This window comes from Amycolatopsis sp. Poz14 (assembly GCF_006704225.1).
Taxonomy (GTDB): domain Bacteria; phylum Actinomycetota; class Actinomycetes; order Mycobacteriales; family Pseudonocardiaceae; genus Amycolatopsis; species Amycolatopsis nivea.
This window is the reverse complement of sequence record NZ_JACLHD010000002.1, coordinates 201,235-218,484: the sequence shown is the minus strand read 5'-3', so window position 1 is coordinate 218,484 and position 17,250 is coordinate 201,235. Positions and strand designations below refer to the sequence as shown.

General features: G+C 68.0%; 21 protein-coding genes. 13 read left to right on the top strand and 8 right to left on the bottom strand.

What is annotated here, in order from left to right:
* Positions 1-59 precede the first annotated feature (59 nt).
* On the top strand, positions 60-935 hold the full coding sequence (locus FKO37_RS44715) for a slipin family protein (RefSeq protein WP_134668866.1): 876 nt from the start codon (positions 60-62) through the stop codon (positions 933-935).
* Here the strand turns inward: FKO37_RS44715 and FKO37_RS44710 are convergent.
* Positions 920-1,513, bottom strand: a complete 594-nt coding sequence (locus FKO37_RS44710; RefSeq protein ID WP_238608509.1) for a DUF4190 domain-containing protein — start codon at positions 1,511-1,513, stop codon at positions 920-922. The two genes, FKO37_RS44715 and FKO37_RS44710, sit on opposite strands and share 16 nt — an antisense overlap.
* Positions 1,514-1,571: 58 nt before the next feature.
* Complete coding sequence (locus FKO37_RS44705) at positions 1,572-1,907, bottom strand: DUF4190 domain-containing protein (RefSeq protein ID WP_043832010.1); 336 nt, start codon at positions 1,905-1,907, stop codon at positions 1,572-1,574.
* Positions 1,908-2,071: 164 nt separating this feature from the next.
* On the opposite strand from FKO37_RS44705, the gene FKO37_RS44700 reads away from it, so the two are divergent.
* The 6 genes from FKO37_RS44700 (at position 2,072) to FKO37_RS44675 (ending at position 8,445) form a co-directional block, all read left to right on the top strand.
* Positions 2,072-3,262, top strand: a complete 1,191-nt coding sequence (locus tag FKO37_RS44700; RefSeq protein WP_238608508.1) for an acyl-CoA dehydrogenase family protein — start codon at positions 2,072-2,074, stop codon at positions 3,260-3,262.
* 76 nt (positions 3,263-3,338) lie between these two features.
* Positions 3,339-3,866 (top strand): general stress protein, encoded by a 528-nt coding sequence (locus FKO37_RS44695; RefSeq protein WP_037815899.1) that lies wholly within the window; start codon positions 3,339-3,341, stop codon positions 3,864-3,866.
* A 294-nt stretch (positions 3,867-4,160) separates the two neighbouring features.
* Positions 4,161-5,480, top strand: coding sequence for an ABC transporter substrate-binding protein (locus tag FKO37_RS44690; RefSeq protein ID WP_238608507.1), 1,320 nt, complete (start codon positions 4,161-4,163; stop codon positions 5,478-5,480).
* Entirely contained in the window at positions 5,477-6,424 is a 948-nt protein-coding gene (locus FKO37_RS44685) for a carbohydrate ABC transporter permease (protein WP_037815896.1), read from the top strand. Before FKO37_RS44690 ends, FKO37_RS44685 begins: the two co-directional genes overlap by 4 nt.
* The gene (locus FKO37_RS44680; protein ID WP_037815895.1) at positions 6,424-7,266 is read left to right on the top strand and encodes a carbohydrate ABC transporter permease; all 843 of its coding nucleotides are present in this window, start codon (positions 6,424-6,426) and stop codon (positions 7,264-7,266) included. The genes FKO37_RS44685 and FKO37_RS44680 overlap by 1 nt, the downstream gene beginning before the upstream one ends.
* A gap of 3 nt (positions 7,267-7,269) precedes the next feature.
* The gene (locus tag FKO37_RS44675; RefSeq protein ID WP_037815894.1) at positions 7,270-8,445 is read left to right on the top strand and encodes an ABC transporter ATP-binding protein; all 1,176 of its coding nucleotides are present in this window, start codon (positions 7,270-7,272) and stop codon (positions 8,443-8,445) included.
* A gap of 54 nt (positions 8,446-8,499) precedes the next feature.
* On the opposite strand, the gene FKO37_RS44670 is transcribed toward FKO37_RS44675, so the two are convergent.
* Positions 8,500-9,408, bottom strand: a complete 909-nt coding sequence (locus tag FKO37_RS44670; protein ID WP_238608506.1) for a hypothetical protein — start codon at positions 9,406-9,408, stop codon at positions 8,500-8,502.
* A 114-nt stretch (positions 9,409-9,522) separates the two neighbouring features.
* Here FKO37_RS44670 and FKO37_RS44665 point away from each other — a divergent pair, with 114 nt between their 5' ends.
* Together FKO37_RS44665 and FKO37_RS44660 are read left to right on the top strand one after the other, a co-directional pair.
* On the top strand, positions 9,523-10,023 hold the full coding sequence (locus FKO37_RS44665) for a DUF4265 domain-containing protein (RefSeq protein ID WP_238608505.1): 501 nt from the start codon (positions 9,523-9,525) through the stop codon (positions 10,021-10,023).
* Between the two features lie 143 nt (positions 10,024-10,166).
* A complete protein-coding gene (locus FKO37_RS44660; protein WP_051172855.1) occupies positions 10,167-10,361 on the top strand; it encodes a PspC domain-containing protein in 195 nt (64 codons plus the stop codon).
* Between the two features lie 56 nt (positions 10,362-10,417).
* Here the strand turns inward: FKO37_RS44660 and FKO37_RS44655 are convergent, their stop codons facing one another.
* The 4 genes from FKO37_RS44655 to corA form a co-directional block, all read right to left on the bottom strand.
* Entirely contained in the window at positions 10,418-10,765 is a 348-nt protein-coding gene (locus tag FKO37_RS44655) for a ClpX C4-type zinc finger protein (RefSeq protein ID WP_037815884.1), read from the bottom strand.
* Positions 10,766-10,819: 54 nt separating this feature from the next.
* Positions 10,820-11,659 (bottom strand): DUF4032 domain-containing protein, encoded by an 840-nt coding sequence (locus FKO37_RS44650; protein WP_238608504.1) that lies wholly within the window; start codon positions 11,657-11,659, stop codon positions 10,820-10,822.
* Positions 11,656-12,309, bottom strand: coding sequence for a metallophosphoesterase (locus FKO37_RS44645; RefSeq protein ID WP_043836938.1), 654 nt, complete (start codon positions 12,307-12,309; stop codon positions 11,656-11,658). Before FKO37_RS44645 ends, FKO37_RS44650 begins: the two co-directional genes overlap by 4 nt.
* Before the next feature lie 195 nt (positions 12,310-12,504).
* A complete protein-coding gene (gene corA, locus FKO37_RS44640; protein ID WP_037815877.1) occupies positions 12,505-13,593 on the bottom strand; it encodes a magnesium/cobalt transporter CorA in 1,089 nt (362 codons plus the stop codon).
* A gap of 329 nt (positions 13,594-13,922) precedes the next feature.
* Between corA and FKO37_RS44635 the strand changes: the two genes are divergently transcribed.
* Together FKO37_RS44635 and FKO37_RS44630 are read left to right on the top strand one after the other, a co-directional pair.
* On the top strand, positions 13,923-14,426 hold the full coding sequence (locus tag FKO37_RS44635) for a MaoC family dehydratase (RefSeq protein ID WP_037815874.1): 504 nt from the start codon (positions 13,923-13,925) through the stop codon (positions 14,424-14,426).
* 30 nt (positions 14,427-14,456) lie between these two features.
* Positions 14,457-15,569, top strand: a complete 1,113-nt coding sequence (locus FKO37_RS44630) for a DUF2332 domain-containing protein (RefSeq protein ID WP_134668984.1) — start codon at positions 14,457-14,459, stop codon at positions 15,567-15,569.
* 302 nt (positions 15,570-15,871) lie between these two features.
* On the opposite strand, the gene FKO37_RS44625 is transcribed toward FKO37_RS44630, so the two are convergent.
* Positions 15,872-16,273, bottom strand: a complete 402-nt coding sequence (locus FKO37_RS44625) for an NUDIX hydrolase (protein WP_037815870.1) — start codon at positions 16,271-16,273, stop codon at positions 15,872-15,874.
* A gap of 167 nt (positions 16,274-16,440) precedes the next feature.
* Between FKO37_RS44625 and FKO37_RS44620 the strand changes: the two genes are divergently transcribed.
* Both FKO37_RS44620 and FKO37_RS44615 read left to right on the top strand, forming a co-directional pair.
* Entirely contained in the window at positions 16,441-16,626 is a 186-nt protein-coding gene (locus FKO37_RS44620) for a hypothetical protein (RefSeq protein ID WP_037815868.1), read from the top strand.
* Positions 16,627-16,648: 22 nt separating this feature from the next.
* Entirely contained in the window at positions 16,649-17,209 is a 561-nt protein-coding gene (locus FKO37_RS44615; RefSeq protein ID WP_037353298.1) for a PH domain-containing protein, read from the top strand.
* Positions 17,210-17,250: the final 41 nt, after the last annotated feature.

Sequence of the window (17,250 nt, the reverse complement as noted above, 5' to 3'; positions counted from 1 at the left end):
GGGGCTGTTTCGCGCGCGTACAGTGAACGGATAGGGGTTTGGCGAACCCGGGAGCTGCCATGATCGTCGAGATTGTCAGCGCGGTGGTCGTCGCGGGCGGGGTGTGGCTCGCCTCCGCGGTGCGCGTGGTCAAACAGTACGAACGCGGGCTGGTGTTCCGGTTCGGCCGGGTGCGGCCGGAGGTCCGGGATCCCGGGCTGGCCCTGCTGCTGCCGATAGCCGACCGCATGCAGAAGGTGAACATGCAGGTCGTGACGCTGCCGGTGCCCGCGCAGGACGGGATCACCCGCGACAACGTCACCGTGCGGGTGGACGCGGTCGTGTACTTCAAGGTGATCGACCCGGTGCTGGCCGCGGTCCACGTGCAGGACTACCGGTCGGCGATCGGCCAGGTCGCGCAGACGTCGCTGCGGTCCATCATCGGCAAGAGCGACCTGGACGACCTGCTGTCGAATCGCGAACGGCTCAACGAGGGCCTCGAGCTGATGATCGACAGCCCGGCGCTCGACTGGGGCATCCACATCGACCGGGTCGAGATCAAGGACGTCGCGCTGCCGGAGTCGATGAAACGCTCGATGTCGCGCCAGGCGGAGGCCGAACGCGAACGCCGCGCCCGGGTGATCTCCGCGGACGGCGAGCTGCAGGCGTCGCACAAGCTCGCCCAGGCCGCCGCGACGATGGCGGACACCCCGGCGGCGCTGCAGCTGCGGCTGCTGGAGACCGTGGTGCAGGTGTCGGCGGAGAAGAACTCGACGCTGGTGCTGCCGTTCCCGGTGGAGTTGCTGCGGTTCCTGGACGCGCGGACCGACCCCGCGGCGCCGGCCGCGAAACCGCCGGAGCCGCGAGCACCGTCGGCGTCGGAAGCGGCCAGCAACGGACAGGTCGCGCCGCCCGCGAGCGAGGCGAGCGACGTGCCGGATCAGCGGTCGAGGTAGCCGTTCATGCCGAGGACCAGCAGCGTCACGAAGAAACTGCCCCACAGCGCGGCCATGACGTAGCCGACCACGACGGCCGACAACGCCATGGTGCGGCCGCCTGCCTCGTTGCGGTTGGCCTTGGCCAGCGCGACGTGCCCCATCACGATGCCGGGGATCGCGAGAACGCAGGTCACCAGGCCGAGCACGGAACACACCAGCGCGCCGGTCGCGAGCCCGCTGTCGCTGGTGTTCGGGTACGGCCGGTAGGCACCGCCGTACGGAGGCGGAGCCGGGAAGCCCTGGTACGCGGGCGGCGGCGCGAACGGATCCGGTTGCGCCGCAACGGGGTACGGCGTCGCGGGCGGTTCCGCGGCGGCAGCCGGCTGCTCACCGGGCAGCACCGCGACCGGTCCGGGATCGGGTGCGGTCCAGCCCGGCGGCGGGACGGGCGAGTCGGTCTCCGCGGTGGACGACACGGCGTCCGCCGGAGCCTCGTACGGCGTGGGATCGGCGGTGGCCGGTGGCTCGTAGGGAGCGGGGTCCGCGGTCGGCGGCGGCTCGTACGGCACCGGATCGCGGTCGGACGGGGTGGTCATCGGGGCTCCCTCACGGTGCCGGGTTCGGAGGACGACGCTACCGGGTTTCGCGGCGGCATCAGCCGAAAACGCCGGACTGGACCAGCGCGCGCACGACCAGCGGGACGGCGATGCCCCAGACGATCAGCGCCGCGTAGCCGATCACGAACCCGGCGACCGCCAGCGCGCCGCCGGTGCCGCGGCCGCGCCGGGCCCGGTAGAACGCGACGTGGCCCATCACAATCCCCGCGATGGCCATCGGCCCGCACACCACGAACCCGGCGATCGAGCAGATCAGGGACCCGATCGCGAGCCCAGCGCCGGGCGCCGGACCCCGCGGCGGATAGGGCTGGTGCTCGTACGACGGGTGCTCGTAGCTGTCGCGGCCAGCAGGCTCGTCGCTGCCCTCGCTCATCGGGATCCTTCGCGGTTTCGGGTGGATCAGCACCTTATCCGCACCTTAACGGGGGAAACCGGGGCCGGGCGTGAGCACCCTCATAGCCGCTCGGGCGCGAACCAGTCATACTCCCCGGTAACCCAGCGCCGGGAGCCGGCGTCGCCGCCGAAGGGAGCCCAGTGATGGCCCGTCTTGCCCGGACCGCCGGCCTGACCGATGTGCAGCAGGAGATTCTGTCCACGGTGCGCTCGTTCGTGGACAAGGAGATCATCCCGCACGCGCAGGCGCTGGAGCACGCGGACGAGTATCCGGCGGAGATCGTCGAGGGCATGAAGGAGATGGGCCTGTTCGGGCTCACCATCCCGGAGGAGTACGGCGGCCTGGGCGAGTCGCTGCTGACCTACGCGCTGGTGGTCGAGGAGATCGCGCGCGGCTGGATGAGCGTGTCCGGGGTGATCAACACGCACTTCATCGTGGCGCACATGATCAAGCAGCACGGGACGCCGGAGCAGAAGCAGCATTTCCTGCCCCGGATGGCGACCGGCGAGGTCCGCGGCAGCTTCTCGATGTCCGAGCCGGACCTCGGGTCGGACGTGGCGGCGATCAAGACCCGCGCTAAGCGCGACGGCGACGACTACGTGATCGACGGCGCGAAGATGTGGCTGACCAACGGCGGCTCCTCCAACCTGATCGCGCTGTTGGTGAAGACCGATGAGGGCGCGGAGAAGGCGCACCAGAACCTGACGACGTTCCTGGTCGAGAAGCCCTCCGGGTTCGGCGAGGTGCTTCCCGGGCTGACGATCCCGGGCAAGATCGACAAAATGGGCTACAAGGGCGTCGACACCACCGAAGCGGTGTTCGACGGCTTCAGGATCGGCGCGGACAAGGTGCTGGGGAAAGCTCCGGGCAAGGGCTTCTCGTACATGATGGACGGCGTCGAGGTCGGCCGGGTGAACGTGGCGGCGCGGGCCTGCGGGATCGCGATCCGGTCGTTCGAGCTGGCGATCGCGTATGCACAGCAGCGGTCGACGTTCGGCAAGCCGATCGCGCAGCACCAGGCGATCGCGTTCAAGCTCGCCGAGATGGCGACGAAGGTCGAGGCCGCGCATCTGATGATGGTGAACGCGGCCCGGTTGAAGGATTCCGGCGCCCGCAACGACGTCGAGGCCGGGATGGCGAAACTGATCGCCAGCGAGTACTGCGCCGAGGTCACCCAGGAAGCGTTCCGGATCCACGGCGGGTACGGCTACTCGAAGGAATACGAGATCGAGCGCCTGATGCGCGAGGCCCCGTTCCTGCTGATCGGCGAGGGCACCAGCGAAATCCAGAAAACCATCATCAGCCGCGGCCTCCTGCGGGATTACAAAGCCTGACCCGCGCTTCGCCGGAGTTCGCGCGCTTCGCCGGTTCTTGACAAGATGGAACCCTCGGACCGGACGAGCGCAGGTGATGATGGTGAGCAGTCCCTTTGGTGGCGGCCAGAGCCCGGCCGGGCTGCCGCGGCTCCCGACGCCGCCCACCGGCTGGCCGATCGGGTCGTACTCGACCTACGGCGAAGCGCAGCAGGCGGTCGATTTCCTGGCCGAAAGCGAGTTCGCGGTCACCGACGTGACGATCGTCGGCGTCGACCTGATGCTGGTAGAACGCGTCATCGGACGGCTGTCGTGGGGCCGCGTGCTCGCCGCGGGCGCGATGTCCGGCGCGTGGTTCGGCCTGTTCGCCGGGCTGCTGCTGGGGATGTTCGTCAACCAGGGCGGATTCACGCTGCAACTGCTGACCGGGCTGGTGCTGGGCGTGCTGTCGGGGCTGGCGTTCTCCGCGATCGGTTACCGCACCTCGCGCGGGCGGCGGGATTTCTCGTCGGCGAGTCAGCTTGTGGCTGGCCGGTATGACGTGCTGTGTCAGCCGCGCAGTGCGGAGCAGGGTCGGGAGTTGCTGGCGAAGCTGGCGTTGCGTCCGCCGCCTGCGACCGCCTGAACTCGCGAGACCCGCCCAGCGCCTTCCCCCGCCCGCCACCGCATAACTACCCACGGGACTTTTTCACCCGTCCTTCCGATGGTTCGCGCGCACCTGGCTGAATCGTTACCGACCCTGCTTGCGGCAGGTGATCGCCGGGCATAGGTTGACCGACACCGGTTGGCCGGTCGTGTCCTCCAGCGCGGCCTGCCGGCAACTGGCACGTCGGGGTGCTGGCTCGGGTCCGCCTCGTCGCGGCGTGCTGTCTGGGGGCGGCGCCGGACGGTGCCGTGTGCACATGGCGAGGAGGCTTGAATGGGGAAGAAACGGCCCAGCGGAAAGAAACGAGGACCTGCCCGCGCGGCGGCGCTGCTCGCCGCGGGCTTGGCGGGCAGCGGCCTGATAGCGGGCTGCGGAACGGCTTCCGGGACGACGATCAACGTCTACTACTCCCCGGAGGACCACTTCCAGACGGTCGTCGACAACTGCAACAAGACCGCCGCCGGGCGGTACCGGATCGTCTACAACAAGCTGCAGCGCGGCTCGGACGACCAGCGGATCCAGATGGCGCGCCGGCTCGCCGCGGGCGACACGTCGATGGACGTGCTCGGCCTCGACGTCACCTGGGTTTCGGAGTTCGCCGAGGCGCGCTGGGTCGACGAGTGGACCGGGCAGAACAAGGCGGCCGCGTCCGAGGGCGTGCTCAAGGGGCCGCTGGAAACCGCGACGTATCAAGGAAAGCTCTACGCCGCGCCGAAGAACACCAACGTGCAGTTGCTCTGGTACGACGACCGCCTCACCCCGACCCCGCCGAAGACGTGGGACGAGATGATGCAGATGTCGCAGCGGCTCAAGAGCGAGCACAAACCGTATTCGGTCGTGTTCACCGGCGCGCAGTACGAGGGCCTGGTCGTCATCTACAACACGCTGGTCGAATCGCTCGGCGGGCACATCCTGTCCGACGACGGGAAATCCGTCGTGATGGACGAGGGCGCGGTGCAGGCGCTTGAGCTGCTCAAGAAGGTCACGTCGTCGGGCATCACCGACCCGTCGCTGACGAACCAGAAGGAGGACGACGTCCGGCGGACCTTCCAGGGCGGCGGCGCCGCGTTCGAGCTCAACTGGCCGTTCGTTTACGCCTCCTACGCCGAGGAAAAGCCGCAGGACCTGTCGCACTTCAAGTGGGCGGTGTATCCGCAGGCGAAGGCGGGCATTCCGTCCAAGAGCACGATCGGCGGGTTCGATCTCGCGGTGAGCGCCTTCTCGCAGCACAAGCCCGAGGCGTACGAAGCGGCGTTGTGCCTGCGCAGCAAGGAAAACCAGAAGGTCTCCGCGATCAACGACGGCGTGCCGCCGACGATCGAGTCGGTGTACCACGACGACACCCCGCTGGATCCTTCGAAGCCCGCGTCGGCGGACAACCCGAACATGGCCGAGAAGTACCCGATGCGCGACTCCATTCTGTCGGCGCTGAAAACCGCCGCGGTACGGCCGCTCACGCCGGTCTACCAGAACCTGTCCACGGTGATGTCGAAAATCCTTTCCCCGCCCTCGGCGATCGATCCGCAGACGACCGCGCAGAAACTGCGGGAACAGCTCGATGACGCGCTCCAGTCGAAGGGAGTGATCCCGTGACCGTCCAGGATCCCGCCGCCGCCACCAAGGAAGCGGCGCACCGAAAGGGAAAGCCCGAGCTCTCCGAGGGCAAGAAGGCGGAACGGCGGCTCGGGCTGTGGTTGTGCGCGCCCGCGTTCCTCGTGATGATCGCGGTGACCGGATACCCGATCGTCTATTCGGTCTGGCTTTCGCTGCAGCGTTACGACCTGCGGTTCCCGGCGAAGCACGAGTTCATCGGCTTCGACAATTACGCCGCGGTGCTCACGAATTCCTACTGGTGGACCGCGTTCGGCACCACGATGTTCCTCACCGTCGTGTCGGTGGCGATCGAGTTCGTGCTCGGCATGGGCCTCGCGCTGATCATGCACCGCACGCTCGTCGGCCGCGGACTGGTGCGCACCGTCGCGTTGATCCCGTACGGCATCGTCACCGTGGTGGCCGCGTTCTCGTGGTATTTCGCGTGGACGCCCAAAACCGGCTACCTGGCGAACGCGCTGGGCGAGGGCGTCGCACCGCTCACCGACCAGTGGCCGTCGCTGTTCATCATCATTCTCGCCGAGGTGTGGAAGACGACGCCGTTCATGGCGCTGCTGCTGATGGCCGGGCTGGCGCTGGTGCCGGACGACCTGCTGAAGGCCGCGGCGATGGACGGCGCGACCGCGTGGCAGCGGTTCACCAAGGTGATGCTGCCGGTGATGAAACCGGCGATTCTCGTCGCGCTGCTGTTCCGCACGCTCGACGCGTTCCGCATTTTCGACAACATTTACGTGCTCACCGGCGGCGCGCAGGACACCGGATCGGTGTCCATGCAGACCTACGACAACCTGGTCAAGGGGCTCAACCTCGGGATCGGCTCCACGATGGCGGTGCTGATCTTCATCACGGTGGCGATCATCGCGTTCCTCTTCATCAAGGTGTTCGGCACCGCCGCGCCCGGCACGGACGACGGGGGGAAGCGCTGATGGCTATCGGAGGTGCGGCCACCACCGGCCGCAAGGTCGGCTGGGGCCTGCTGGACATCCTGGTGCTGGTGTTCGCGATCGTCCCGGTGCTGTGGGTGCTTTCGCTGTCGTTCAAGACGAAGGCGACGCTCACCGACGGCAATTTCATTCCGGTGGAATGGACGCTCAAGAACTACGCGGACATCTTCCAGACCACGGAGTTCCTGCACGCGCTGGTGAACTCGATCGGCATCGCGGTGATCTCCACGGTCATCGCGGTGGTGCTGGGCACGATGGCCGCGTACGCGATCGCCCGGCTGGATTTCCCCGGGAAACAGGTGCTGGTGGGGCTTTCCCTGCTGATCGCGATGTTCCCGCAGGTATCGCTCGTCACCCCGCTGTTCAACATCGAGCGCGGGCTCGGCCTTTTCGACACCTGGCCGGGGCTGATCCTGCCCTACATCACGTTCGCGCTGCCGCTGTCGATCTACACGCTGTCCGCGTTCTTCCGGGAAATCCCGTGGGAACTGGAAAAGGCGGCGAAAATGGACGGCGCGACGCCGGCGCAGGCGTTCCGGAAGGTGATCGCGCCGCTGGCCGCGCCGGGCGTGTTCACCACGGCGATCCTGGTGTTCATCCTCTGCTGGAACGACTTCCTGTTCGCCATCTCGCTGACGTCCACCGAGTCGTCGCGCACGGTGCCCGCGGCGTTGTCGTTCTTCACCGGGTCCTCGCAGTTCGAGGACCCGACCGGCCAGGTGTGTGCGGCCGCGGTCGTCATCACGGTGCCGATCATCCTGTTCGTGTTGTTCTTCCAGCGTCGCATCGTGGCGGGGCTGACGTCCGGTGCGGTGAAGGGCTGACCCATGGCTGAAATCGTTCTCGACAAGGTTTCCAAGCGCTACCCCGACGGCGCGCTCGCGGTGTCCGAAGTGGACATCACGATCGCCGACGGCGAGTTCATCATCCTCGTCGGCCCGTCCGGCTGCGGGAAGTCGACCACGCTCAACATGGTCGCCGGACTGGAGGACATCTCCTCGGGCGAACTGCGCATCGACGGCAAGCGGGTCAACGAGAAGGCCCCGAAGGACCGGGACATCGCGATGGTGTTCCAGTCGTACGCGCTGTACCCGCACATGAGCGTGCGGGAGAACATGGCGTTCCCGCTGCGGCTGGCCAAAGTGGACGACAAGATCGTCCGGTCCAAAGTGGAGGAAGCGGCGCAGATCCTCGACCTGACCCAGCATCTCGACCGCAAACCGGCCAACCTGTCCGGCGGGCAGCGGCAGCGGGTGGCGATGGGCCGGGCGATCGTCCGCAACCCCAAGGCGTTCCTGATGGACGAGCCGCTGTCCAACCTGGACGCCAAACTGCGCGGCCAGATGCGGACGTCGGTGTCGAAGATCCAGAAGCAGCTCGGCACGACCACGCTGTACGTCACGCACGACCAGACCGAGGCGATGACCCTCGGCGACCGCGTCGTGGTGCTGCGGGCCGGGTACGTGCAGCAGATCGGTTCGCCGCAGTTCCTCTACGACAACCCGGCGAACCTGTTCGTGGCCGGGTTCATCGGCTCCCCGTCGATGAACTTCGTTCCCGCGACGCTGGAAAACGGCGAGCTGCGCAGTTCGCTGGGCACGACCCCGCTGACCGACCGGATCCGCCGGATGGCCGAGGCGGCGAACGCCCCGCGCGAGGTGATCATGGGCATCCGCCCGGAACACTTCGAGGACGCCGCCCTGGTCGAATCGGGCCGGGCGGGCGCGACGTTCACCGCGCACGTGGACGTCCTGGAGTCGATGGGCTCGGAGAAGTTCGCGCACTTCACCGTGGACGGCGAAGCCGCGACCTCGGCCGAACTGGCGGAACTGGCCGCGGACAGCGGTTCGGCCGACGTCCCCGGCGCGGAATCGCTGATCGTGGCCCGTCTGTCGGCCGAATCGGCGGCCGCGGAGAACCAGGACCTGCAGATGTGGTTCGACGCGGACAAGGTGAAGCTCTTCGACCCGTCCGACGGCCGGAACGTCACCTACTCCGACTGAGCCGCCGGTCCGTGAAGGACTCCTTGAGGGAATCAGATTCCGTCAAGGAGCCCTTCACGGGATCCGCGAAAAGATCGTCGCAGCAGCGGTGCGGGCGGCGGGGCAAGCAGCTTCCCCGCCTGCGCCGCTGGTGTCGACCACGCTCACCGTCGCCTGCTCCGCGCGTCCCGGAGTGGCCGGGGAGGGCTGCACCGTCCGGACGCGGCAGAACGCTCCGTCGGCCGCCACCCGTGCGGTCCGGTTGCCGAGCGTTTCCGACGGTCCTGCCGGAGCCTGCCGCACCACCGCGAACTCCAGGCTCACCTTGTCGAGGATGCAGGAATGCCCGGCGAACCCGGCCGTCGCGTCGGCGCCCTGCGCGCCGGACGCGCTGAGGATCGCGCAGGAATCCACCCGTCCCCACGACCGGTCCGGCAACTGCGGATGCCGTACCCGGTTGCCGGTCACCGCGTCCAGCACCCCGCCGACCACGTCGTCCGCCGCGGTACACCGATCCTCCGCACTGCCGCTGTCGTCCTTGTCCGTGATCGAGACGGCAAGCCGAACCCCGTCGGCGAACGTGACCGCCCGCCCGCACGTCCGCGGGGGCACGAACCCGGCCTGCTGCACCGAAACCCCGTCCGGCACCTGACCCGGATACGCGTACGCCTGCACATTGGGATCGCGATCAGCGGCAAGCGGCCCGATGGTGACCGTCCGGGGCCGCCCGGCCTGCACGAAGTCCGCCTGGCAAGCGGTGAACGAGGAATCTGGCGTGTCGGCAGTGCTGTTCTTGAGCCGTTTCGGGTCGAGCAGGCTGCAGTAATCGAGCGTGGCGAAGTCCCCGAGCGCCGAGATCGCGGTCAAGGGCACCGGCGTGGACTGCGTCGGCGCCGTCGTCGGGGCAGACTCCGCGGCACATCCGGCCGTCGCGGCGAGCAGCACCGAACAGCCGACTGCGAGGACTCCGAGTGGGTTACGCACGGGGTGCAGTATCACCGTGAGTGGCGAAAAATCCAGCCCTCGCCGGGAAATCCCACACTTCGCTGCGTCATCACCGCTGGTCGGGCGGTTTCGGACGGGTGGCGGGATACGGCGGTGCCTGAACAATCCGCCGACCTTGATCAGCCGACCCACGTCAAGGTGGTGTTCGAACTCCCTTCCGAGGGCGACGACTGGCCGCCGGTGAGCAGGGAAGGGCTGTGGGCGGTCCCGCTCGGACCGGATCACGTCCGCCTGGCCAGCATTCCGTGGTTCGCCCGGGGCGCCGCCGAAGGCGACGTCTTCCGCGTCGAGCGGGACGAGGAGGGGGTGCTCCGGCCGGTCGAACGGGTGGAATGGTCCGGGAACTGCACCATTCGGATGATCGTCTGGGCGGACGGCCCGTTCGGCGGCGACCTCGGCCGGGCGATCGACCATTTCGCCCCGTTCGGCTTCGAGGGCGAACAGTTCAGCCAATTCGGCATGGTCGGGTTCACGGTCCCGCCGGGAGCGAACCTCGCCGAGGCGAAGCGTGCGCTGCAGGAGGGCCGGGCGGACGGTTCGTGGGCCTACGAGGAGGGCTGCGTCAGCGACGCATGGCTCGCGGCCGGATCCTGACCTGCGAGTTCCCGCCCCGACCCCGACTTCTCCCCACCGCCGCGCCCCAACCCCTTAGGGGTCCAGATCGTCCCCCGGAGCGATGTGCCCGGACGCCGGACGTGGTGACATAGAGGTACGAACCCAAACGGGAGGGGAAGACGATGACCGCACCTGTCACTCGCCGGTTGAGCCGGCCGCGGGAGGGGCGCATGATCGGCGGCGTCTGCGCCGGGCTCGCCCGCCGCTTCGGGACCACGCCGGGCAAGGTCCGGGTGCTCGCGCTGCTGTCGTGCCTGCTGCCGGGGCCGCAGTTCGTCGCGTACCTGATCCTCTGGGCCATCATCCCCAACGACTGAGCAGACCATCGAGCTCGATCGGCCCCCTGCCGCCGCCAGACGGGAGGGGGCCCTTCTCATTTCCGCTCGGCGGAAAACCGCTCCCAGGCCGATTGCCGTGTCACTCCGAGCGCCTCGCCGATCCGCGCCCACGCCACGCCGCGGTTCCGCAGCAGGTCCACCTGTTCCTGGATCCGCGCGTCCGTCTGCGCGCTGACCTTCGCCATCCGCGGGATGCTCTCCAGGATCTCCTCGTCCGTCTTCCGCTCCCACAGCGTCACCTCGGGCGTTCCCGGCTCGTGTTTCCCGGCCAGGATCTGTTCGCACAATCCGACGCAGCCGTCGCAGATGTAGACGCCGGAGCCGGCGATCAGCTTGGCCACCTCGTCGGCCGGTTTGAGGCAGAACGAGCAGTACGAAGTCATCAGCAACCTCCTGGTGTCAGGATCATCCTGACACGTCAGGGGTGGCCTGACAAGTCACCGCTGGGAGCGCAGCGTCTCGATGACCTCCTCGTCCCAGCGATGCGTCCGGATCAGCCGGTACCGCTCGCACGCGACCCACAGGTATGCCTCGGCCTCGGTGCGGTCGCCGATCAGATCCGCTTGCCGCAGCATCGCCACCACCGGCGTGAATTCCTCGTCGAACCAGCGTTGCGCGACGGTCGCGCGGTCGGTGAACCGGCCTTCGTCCTGCATGAGCCGGAAACCCCACGCTTCGACGTGCTCGCCGAGTTGCGCGTAGTTCCACGGATCCGTCATCAGCACCGACGCGCGGGCGTGTCCGGACAGCGGGACTCGTTCCAGGAACAGCCGCCGGTAGTCCTTCACGATCAGGTCGCCGCGATACCGGATGCCGCTCGGGTCCAGTTTGGTGCGCACGACCGTCACCGAAGCTTCTATTGTGGACAGTCCTTGCGCCAGCGCGACCGAAACCCGGTGATGGCCGTCGATGATGAAGTGCAGCTCGCCGATCCGGTACACCTCGATCGGCGGGATCGCTTCGCCGCGCCGGGCGGCCAGTGCGAGCCGTTCCCAGCGTTGCCGGACGCGGGCGGACGTCGGGCGGAAGCGGCGGTCGAAATCGCGGCTCCGGTCGACGGTGCCGACGATCGAGTCCAAAGTGATCACTCGCGTCCCGATCCGCGTCTCGCTGACGTAACCGAGCGCCTGCACCACTTCGTGGAACGGCAGCATGATGTTGACGTCGTCGGGTTCGCGGCGCAGCCACGTGGAAAGCCGCGACAGCACCTGCCTGCGGCGGGCGCGCAGGAAGTCGTTTTCGGCGTCGGCACGCGGGAAACCGGTCGGTCGGGTCATCGCGGGAACTCCATCACCTGATAGCCCACCACATTGCGGATCCGGGTACGGCCTGCCACGCGATCGGGCACCGGTTCGCCGTGCGGGTGGATGTGTCCGTGCAGCAGCCACTGCGGCCGCAGGGTGTCGATCGTTCGGTGCAGACAGGTGAAACCTTGGTGCGGCGGGTCTTCGCGGTCGCCGAGATGCCGCGGCGGCGAATGCGTCAGCAGGATGTCGATTCCGTTGCCGTCGCGCCATTTCCGCCAGCGGAACCGGCGCTCCAGCCGCCGGGCCCGGCGCGCCTGCTGCCGCTGCGTCCATTGATTCGGGCCGTCGCGGTAGCGGATCGAACCGCCGAGCCCGGCGATGCGGAGCCCGGCGACGTCGACGATCCGGCCGTCGGCGTTGATCCCGCCTGCCGGGCCCGGCCATTCGGTCGGGAAACCGTCCTTCATGGACAGTCCGCCGTAGCGGGTGAAGCCGCTCAGGTCCGGATCGTGATTGCCGGGGACGAACACGCACGGCACGTCGAGCATGCCGGCGAGGAACTCGAGATACGCGAACGGCAGATCGCCGGCGGCGACGACGAGGTCGACCCGCAGCGAGCGGACCGCGGAGGTCCACAGCCGCTCGTCGGCCTCGTCGGCCACCACCAGCGCTTTCGGCATGCGCCAAGGTTACGGCGCACGCGGCGTCACTTCATGCCGTGCGCGAACCCGGGGTTGAGCGCGATCATCGCGACGATGCCGACGATCCAGACGAGGCAGAGGGCGAGAGCCCAGAACTTGAGGTTGGACAGCAACCGGGACATGACGAGACAAACCTCCTGCGACCGGGGGAAGAAAAGGGGACCGCGAGGGCGGCTACAGCCAGCCGTTCTTCCGGAATATTCGGTACAGCAGCAGACAGATCGCGAGAATGATCGTGACCACGATCGGATAGCCGAACTGCCAGTGCAGTTCGGGCATGTAGTCGAAGTTCATGCCGTAGATGCCCGCGACCATCGTGGGCACCGTGATGATCGCCGCCCACGCGGTGATCTTGCGCATGTCGGTGTTCTGCTGCAGCGAGATCTTCGCGACGGTCGCGTCGACCAGGGTGCTGAGCAGTTCGTCGAACGCCGCCACGCGTTCGGACACGGTGGCGAGGTGGTCGGCGACGTCGCGGAAATACGAGCGGACCTCGTCGGGCACCAGCCGCGTGTAGCCCTCGGCGAGCCGCGACACCGGCGTGGCGAGCGGGACCACCGCGCGCCGCAGTTCGAGCACTTCCCGCTTCATCAGGTAGATCTGCTCGGCGCTCACCGACGAACGCGGCGCGAACACCTGCGCCTCGATCTCGTCGATGTCCGCCTCGATCCGGCTGGTGACCTCCAGGTAGTGGTCGACCACGTGGTCGGCGATGGCGTGCACGACCGCCGCCGCGCCGAGGGCGAGCCGCTCCGGGTCGTCGTCGAGGTCGCGGCGCAGCCGGGCGAGCCCGGAGTGGTTCCCGTGCCGGACGGTGATCACGAAATCGCGGCCGAGGAACACCATCAGCTCGCCGGTTTCCACGATCTCGTTCGCCGTGGTCGGCGACTGGTGCTCGACGTAGCGGACTGTCTTGAGCACCAGGAACAGCGTGTCGTCGTAGCGCTCCAGCTTCGGCCGCTGATGCGCCTCCAGCGCGTCCTCGACCGCCAGTTCGTGCAGGCCGAAGGTGTCCGCGATGCCCTGGATCTGGTCGGAATCGGGCTCGTGCAAGCCGATCCAGACGAAACCCGCGTGGCGCTTGCGCACCTCGCGGATCGCCTCGGCGTGCGTCCAGCGCCCGGGCAGCCGCTTGCCGTCGACATACACCGCGCAATCGACGACATAGGCCGACAGCGGCACCGGGATCGGCCGGTCGAGATTGGCCTTGGCCCGGTTGTTGCCGCGGCCGCGAAGGCCGCCTAGCGAGGGAATGGCAGGCATGGGTTCTCCTGGGCAGGCGTCGTGAAGCACGAAGACGACGGCCAGGCGGACTGCGGGGGTCCGTCCGGCGGCACCGTGAGTTCCCGGACGCGGGCTACCAGGAAGGGAGAAGGCCGGCCGGCGAGGCGGGAACGCACGTACTACTAGGGAGCGGACTATCACCACTGCTCATGAGCGGTTCCTCACCTCCTTTCGGCCGGGACACGCCAGGGCGTGCGAAGTGGCAGGGGTCGCGTTGACGCGCGATCACCGATGGTCGAGGGTACTCCTCACCACGGATACGTGTCGCACCTGGTTCGGCAGGTGTTACCCGGACAGGAGGCGCAAGCGTGCAATTCGGCCGGTATTACGAGGAGTTCGAGGTCGGCGCGGTCTACAAGCACTGGCCCGGCAAGACCGTCACCGAATACGACGACCATCTGTTCTGCCTGATCACGATGAACCACCACCCGCTGCACCTGGACGCGCACTACGCGGGCGAGACGACCGATTTCGGCAAGAACGTCGTGGTCGGCAACTACATCTACTCGCTGCTGCTCGGCATGTCGGTGCCCGACGTGTCCGGGAAGGCCATCGCGAACCTCGAGGTCGAATCGCTCAAGCACGTCAAGCCGACGTTCCACGGCGACACGATCTACGGCGAGACCGAGGTGCTCGACAAGACCCCGTCGAAGTCCAAGGACGACCGGGGAGTGGTGTACGTCGAGACGCGAGGGTACAAACAGGACGGCACCATCGTGTGCATTTTCCGGCGCAAAGTGATGGTGCCGAAGCGGTCCTACGGCGACACCCGCGGCGGGGAGCAGCCCGGCCGTCCGACGCCGCACGAGTGATCGATCCGCCGAAGGGGAGCACGGGTGGCCATCGCCCTGGAGAAGATCAAGCAGACGCTGCGCAAGTTCGCCGAGGTGGAGGCGCGCGGGGTTTCGCCGCTGTATGACCACCTCGCCACGCACGCGGCCGAGGACGACGACGTCGCCGCGCTGCTGACCGACGCTCGCGGCGGCGAAGCGCGCGGGACCTTGCTGTTCGCCGCCGCGCACCGGCTGGTGCAGGCGGATCCGATCCATCCGCTGTCGCGGTACTACCCGTCAGTCGGCGGTTTCGACGGCGTCGACGGCGAGACGTGGCCGTTGTTCCGCTCGTTCCTCCTGGAACGCGCGGACCAGGCCCGCGAGATCATCTCGACCCGCTACACGCAGACGAACGAGGTGCGCCGCGCCGCGCTGCTGTACCCGGCGGTCACGGCGGCGGCGAAGGAAGCGGGCGGCAAGATCGCGCTGCTCGAGGTCGGCTGCAGCGCGGGGTTGCTGCTGGGGCTCGACCGGTTCGGCTACCGCTACCAGTGCGACGGCGGCGAACAGCTCGCGGCGGGTCCGGCGAAGGCCGCTGTCGGGCTGCACTGCGCGATCGACGTCGCGCCTGGTGCGAAGCTGCCCAAGCTGCCGAAGAAGGTCGCTGTGGCGGCCCGAGCGGGCCTGGACCGGGCACCGGTGGACCTCTCGGACGAGGACGAACTGGCGTGGCTGGAGGCGTGCGTCTGGGCCGACCAGGTCGACCGGATCCGGCTGCTGCGCACGGCTGCCGCGGAACAGCGGAAGCACGCGCCGGAGCTGATCGCCGGGGACGCGGTGGACGACCTGGCCTCGGCGGCGTCGCGCCTGCCCGAGGAACTGCCGCTGGTGGTGCTGACGAGTCACGCGCTGGCGTATCTCGGGGACCGGCGGGCGGACTTCGTGGCCGAGCTGGCGCGATTGTCGTCGGAACGGCCGGTGTGGTGGGTGAGCCAGGAGTTCTACCGGGCCGGGCTGGAGACCGTCATGCCCGGCCGGGACGACCTGTCCTCGGACAGCTCGGCCACCGGCGAGCCCGCGATGGCGGTGCTGGGGCTGACGAGCTGGGTCGGCGGGGAACCCGAGGCCCGCGCGCTGGCCAGGACGGCGCCGCACGGGCAGCGGATGACCTGGCTGCCGTGAGCTGATTCGTGCGCGGCGACCGCGGCTGGAACCGTGATCGCCGCGCACGACGTCGCTCGGTGCCGCTCGGCATCGCTCGGGCGCCGTGAGTAACGTGTGTCACATTCACCCCATCAGTCACACTGTCCCGCACGCGCCCGCGCCGCCGGACTGATGCGTGTCCGGCGATATCGAATACGCGTTCCGCGCATTTTCCGTGCTCATCGCGGATGCTTGAACGATGGGGAAACTTTCCGACAACTCCGCAATGCGTTCGCAATCGCGGACGCCGCCGGAGGCAATACGGAAATAACCGCTCCGGATTACGCGGCGGGCCACTCATTCCAGTCACGCAGCGTTATGAGCAACTGGTCCACCAGGTGGCCCGCTTCGTCCAGATTGACCAGTTCGGCCGAGTTGACCCACCGCGCGTCGGTGGCGTCGTCGCCGGCGGTGAGGATTCCGCCGGTCCACGTGCATTCGTAGTCGTGGATGTCGTAGTTGCCGCGGACGACCGAGCCGGCCAGTGTGTGCGGTCTCACGTCGAGCCCGGTCTCCTCGCGGAGCTCCCGGACCACGGCTTCGTGGTCCGTTTCGCCCGGTTCCACCCGGCCGCCGGGCAGCGACCACTGGCCTTTGCCCGGATCGTTCGCGCGCCGGATGAGCAGGAGTCTGCCCTGGTCGTCGAACACAATTCCGCCCACGCAGCGCTCGAGGCCGTCCATGCCACGAAGGTAGCCGAACCCGGCCGCGCCCCCTAGCGTTCGGGAACCTGTACACGGAGAGTAGCCGTACGGTACACTTCGAGCGCCTGGCTGACCCATGCGCGGGACTTTCCTCCCGCGTGAGTGGTCAGTGCGGTACAACGTAGAAAGTCAGTTTTCCGGGTGTCATGGAAGAGACGGGATTGATCGCTGTGAACGCGAAGAAGCTTGCGGGACTCGTGGGTATCGCGTTGGTGCTGTTCTTCGTGATCGCTCAGCCGGGCCATGCTGCTGGTCTTGTCAGCAACATTGTGGACTTCCTCCGCAGCTCGGCCGAATCGGTGATCACGTTCGTCAGCAACATCTTCCACTGACGACAGGGGATACCCTCGAACCATGTTCGCGCCACGCGACCCTGACGAGTACCTTCTCGACACCGAGCGGCGGGTCATCCGGATCCGCCGCCACTGGGCGGTGCTCCTCTGGGACACGTTCGAGGCAGCCGCGCTGCTGATCGTGTGCGTGCTGGTGTCGTATCTGCTGCCGCCCTCGCTGTGGGTGGTGCAGAACATCCTCTGGTACGTCGCGCTGGCGGTGGTGCTGCGGTTCGCCTACGTGATCATCGAGTGGTGGGTCGAACGGCTGGTCGTCACCGACAAACGGTTCGTGATGACCACCGGCGTCTTCACCACCAAGGTGCTGATGATGCCGATCAGCAAGGTCACCGACCTCACCTACCAGCGTTCGGCCTGGGGCCGGATGCTGGGCTACGGCACGATGGTCGTCGAATCGGCGGGCCAGATCCAGGCGCTGAACCGGATCGACTACCTGCCGCGGCCCGAGGAGTTCTACGACACGATCTCCGAGCTCGTGTTCGGCGACAAGCAGAAGCAGGCCGAACGGTTCTCGATGATCAAGGCGCAGCGCGCGGCGCGGGGCAAGAAGCCGGTCGGCTGACCTCCGGGCGCGTCGGCCCTGGTCCCGGTGCCGAGGTGACG

Coding starts and splice junctions, on each gene's coding strand:
- FKO37_RS44705 (WP_043832010.1), bottom strand. CDS start 1,907: ATGAGCGAGGGCAGCGACGAGCCTGCTGGCCGCGACAGCTACGAGCAC.
- FKO37_RS44615 (WP_037353298.1), top strand. CDS start 16,649: ATGTTCGCGCCACGCGACCCTGACGAGTACCTTCTCGACACCGAGCGG.
- FKO37_RS44680 (WP_037815895.1), top strand. CDS start 6,424: ATGGCTATCGGAGGTGCGGCCACCACCGGCCGCAAGGTCGGCTGGGGC.
- FKO37_RS44655 (WP_037815884.1), bottom strand. CDS start 10,765: ATGACTTCGTACTGCTCGTTCTGCCTCAAACCGGCCGACGAGGTGGCC.
- corA (WP_037815877.1), bottom strand. CDS start 13,593: ATGCCTGCCATTCCCTCGCTAGGCGGCCTTCGCGGCCGCGGCAACAAC.
- FKO37_RS44675 (WP_037815894.1), top strand. CDS start 7,270: ATGGCTGAAATCGTTCTCGACAAGGTTTCCAAGCGCTACCCCGACGGC.
- FKO37_RS44645 (WP_043836938.1), bottom strand. CDS start 12,309: ATGCCGAAAGCGCTGGTGGTGGCCGACGAGGCCGACGAGCGGCTGTGG.
- FKO37_RS44690 (WP_238608507.1), top strand. CDS start 4,161: ATGGGGAAGAAACGGCCCAGCGGAAAGAAACGAGGACCTGCCCGCGCG.
- FKO37_RS44620 (WP_037815868.1), top strand. CDS start 16,441: ATGGAAGAGACGGGATTGATCGCTGTGAACGCGAAGAAGCTTGCGGGA.
- FKO37_RS44650 (WP_238608504.1), bottom strand. CDS start 11,659: ATGACCCGACCGACCGGTTTCCCGCGTGCCGACGCCGAAAACGACTTC.
- FKO37_RS44660 (WP_051172855.1), top strand. CDS start 10,167: ATGACCGCACCTGTCACTCGCCGGTTGAGCCGGCCGCGGGAGGGGCGC.
- FKO37_RS44700 (WP_238608508.1), top strand. CDS start 2,072: ATGGCCCGTCTTGCCCGGACCGCCGGCCTGACCGATGTGCAGCAGGAG.
- FKO37_RS44625 (WP_037815870.1), bottom strand. CDS start 16,273: ATGGACGGCCTCGAGCGCTGCGTGGGCGGAATTGTGTTCGACGACCAG.
- FKO37_RS44710 (WP_238608509.1), bottom strand. CDS start 1,513: ATGACCACCCCGTCCGACCGCGATCCGGTGCCGTACGAGCCGCCGCCG.
- FKO37_RS44695 (WP_037815899.1), top strand. CDS start 3,339: ATGATGGTGAGCAGTCCCTTTGGTGGCGGCCAGAGCCCGGCCGGGCTG.
- FKO37_RS44715 (WP_134668866.1), top strand. CDS start 60: ATGATCGTCGAGATTGTCAGCGCGGTGGTCGTCGCGGGCGGGGTGTGG.